The organism is Paenibacillus sp. 01T422 (assembly GCF_056398785.1).
The window spans coordinates 1-3,217 of the sequence record NZ_JBFTQB010000908.1 but is presented as its reverse complement, the minus strand read 5'-3'; the positions used below and the strand labels follow the sequence as shown (position 1 = coordinate 3,217).

The following is a 3,217-nucleotide window of genomic DNA, read 5'->3' as shown; positions in this document are numbered from 1 at the left end:
GGGCTAGGCGTACTAGCCGACTTAATTGAGCAGCCGATCGTCGTTGACTACTCGCGCATTCCGCACTTTCCAGTCTCTACGGTAGAAGGCCATGCGGGAGAATTAGTCGTGGGTTCGATTAAAGGGAAGCAAGTGTTAGTCATGAAAGGCCGCTTCCATGCCTATGAAGGGTATGGCGCCGAAACTGTTTCTTTCCCTGTTCGCGTGATGAAAGAGCTTGGTGTGGAAACGTTGATCGTAACGAATGCTGCTGGAGGCATTAACGAGTCTTATCAAGTCGGCGATTTGATGGTCATCAGCGACCACTTGAATTTGACATACCGTAATCCATTAATCGGACCCAATGACGCTGCGCTAGGTGTTCGTTTCCCGGATATGTCGGAAGCGTACAGCAAACGTCTGCGTAAATTGGCGCATGACGTAGCGGCATCGCAAGATTTTAAACTGCAAGAAGGTGTTTATGTTGGGCTTCTCGGTCCTAACTATGAAACTCCTGCTGAGATCCGTATGTTCCGTACACTGGGCGGTGACTCCGTAGGTATGTCTACTGTGCCTGAAGTTATCGTAGCCCGTCATGCTGGCATTGAGGTACTTGGCTTCTCTTGCATTTCCAATATGGCTTCCGGCATTTTCATGAAGGCCGTTTTGTCGCAGGGACGCTTGAAGGCAAGCAAGTCATCGTGATGCAGGGGCGTTTTCATTATTACGAAGGTTATGATATGAAAAAAGTTGTCTTCCCCGTGTATGTGATGAAAGCGATCGGCGTTCACTCCGTTGTTATGACGAACGCGGCGGGCGGTATGAACCGCGGTTTCAAAGCCGGCGATCTCATGGTAATTAGCGACCATCTCAATATGAYGGGAGACAATCCGTTAATCGGACCTAACCATAGCGAGCTCGGTGTTCGTTTTCCGGATATGTCTGAAGCGTATAGCCGCGAATACAGGGCGTTAGCGCATAAGCTGGCACAAACGGTAGTAGGAGAAGATGGCGTGCCTCTGAAGCTTCAAGAGGGCGTTTACGCTGGTATTACAGGACCTACCTACTGTACACCGGCTGAATTGATGATGCTGGCCCGTATCGGTGGCGATGCCATCGGGATGTCAACCGTGGGAGAAGTCATCGCGGCACGTCATGCAGGACTTAAAGTGCTTGGCATTTCGTGTATTACGGACATGGCGGTTGGCGAGGAGCTTGAGCCTCTGACGCATGAGCAGGTTGTAGCGGTTGCAAATCGGACGAAACCGAAGTTCATCGCTTTGGTCAAAGCATTTGTACGTGATGTGCAATTGGGATAAGTGATCTAGTTAAGGTTACCCGTACCGGGGAAGTGATGGAGCATGTCAGTCCAACAATTAAACCACTTGGTCCGGCGGCTTCCAAATTCGGGAGAGACTGAACGGTGTGTAATTTGCTTTCGCGTGGGAAATAGTAAGGTTAATATCCCCCGATAAGGGGGATGTTTTTTACGAGGATTCATTCACAATTCCGTCACAAAATATTCAAAGATTTGCCACTAAACCTGTATGGGATTGTCTCGGGATGTTAGGTAGAATAGATGAAGTGAACACATTATGAGGGGGATATGCATGCAAAAGTGGATTTTCTTTGTGTTATTTATACTTGCGGGCGCACTGGGGCTGGGAGTCCTTTTTCAAGATATCTCTGAACGCCAAGAGGCGAAAGCAGCAGAGGAAGCCGGCAGCAAAATTCAACAGCTTAAGATTGCAGCATCTAACTGGCAATTTGACTCGGCGGACTATACGATCAAAAGTGGCGAGCCTACAAAAGTTTCCTTGTCTTTGAAAGAAGGCGTACACGCAATCGAAATTAAAGGGTTGGATGTCAAGCTGGATAAAGAAAACCCTTCAAAAGAAATTACGTTCGACAAACCGGGAACTTATGAGATTGAATGCGTACTTCCTTGCGGTGAAGGTCATGCCAAAATGAAATCCAAATTAGTTGTACAATAAAAAAAGAATAATAGTACAATGGGGGGCTCAAGCAGCTCCCTTTTTCGATTTTTATTATTGAAGGAGGAACTACAATGAGAATGGTTGACTTAATACATAAGAAACGGTCCGGTGAGGTACTAACGGAACAAGAAATCACATTTATCGTGAATGGTTACACAAAAGGGGATATTCCGGATTACCAAATGTCAGCACTGCTGATGGCAATTTTCTTCAATGGCATGATAAGTGAGGAAATTTCTGCACTAACGATGGCTATGGCAGGATCGGGAGAAATGATTGATCTCTCGGAAATTGCCGGGATCAAAGTAGATAAGCACTCGACTGGCGGAGTAGGCGACAAAATTAGTCTGATTGTGGGGCCAATCGTCGCTTCCCTCGGAGTACCGGTCGCCAAGATGTCAGGCAGGGGTCTCGGCCATACAGGAGGAACTGTGGATAAGCTGGAATCGATTCCGGGCTTCCAAATTGAATTATCGAAGGAAGATTTTATTACAGCAGTTAATACAAATAAAATTGCCATTGTTGGCCAGAGTGGTAACTTGGCTCCAGCCGATAAGAAGATGTACGCACTGAGGGACGTAACTGCGACGGTAGATTCCATCCCGCTGATTGCCAGTTCCATCATGAGTAAGAAGATTGCCTCAGGCGCCGATGCGATTGTCCTTGATGTGAAAATCGGATCGGGCGCCTTCATGAAAACCGTTGAAGACGCAAGAGTGCTTGCCCGTACGATGGTCGATATCGGCGTCAAATTGAATCGCAATACGATTGCGATGATCACCGATATGGAGCAGCCGCTTGGCCGCGAAATCGGGAATGCCAACGAAATTCGCGAATCTATCGAAGTGCTCCGCGGTACTGGCGATAAGGAGCTAACCGAGGTAGCGATTTCCGTAGCAGCCTATATGTCGCTGCTAGGCAGAGTGTTTGAGAGCTTTGAAGTGGCGCAGGAGGCTGTTCGCGACATTGTGATGAACGGGAAGGCGCTAGACACGTTCAAACGCTTTGTGGCGAGCCAGGGGGGAGATCCGAGGGTGGTGGATCAACCAGAACTGCTGCCGACAGCGAGTTATCATTATGAGGTGCTAGCCGAGCAGGATGGCTATGTGAATCAAATCGATGCCGAACAAATCGGGATCGCCGCCATGCTGCTTGGGGCAGGGCGCGCCAAGAAAGAGGATCAGATTGACTACGCTGTAGGTTTAACCTTGAATAAGAAGATCGGTGACGCTGTTCAGGCA

At 48.3% G+C, this 3,217-nt stretch carries 4 protein-coding genes; all 4 read left to right on the top strand.

The features are described 5' to 3' along the window. Window positions 1–684: purine-nucleoside phosphorylase (locus tag AC1DUA_RS33285; protein WP_477503809.1), on the top strand; the 684-nt coding region annotated here is incomplete at its 5' end. Then, a complete protein-coding gene (locus AC1DUA_RS33280) occupies window positions 603–1,298 on the top strand; it encodes a purine-nucleoside phosphorylase (RefSeq protein ID WP_477503808.1) in 696 nt (231 codons plus the stop codon). The genes AC1DUA_RS33285 and AC1DUA_RS33280, both read left to right, overlap by 82 nt. A 291-nt stretch (window positions 1,299–1,589) precedes the next feature. Continuing rightward, the gene (locus AC1DUA_RS33275; protein WP_477503807.1) at window positions 1,590–1,973 is read left to right on the top strand and encodes a cupredoxin domain-containing protein; all 384 of its coding nucleotides are present in this window, start codon (window positions 1,590–1,592) and stop codon (window positions 1,971–1,973) included. A 74-nt stretch (window positions 1,974–2,047) separates the two neighbouring features. Beyond that, a partial coding sequence (locus AC1DUA_RS33270) for a pyrimidine-nucleoside phosphorylase (RefSeq protein WP_477503806.1) occupies window positions 2,048–3,217 on the top strand: 1,170 nt, incomplete at its 3' end.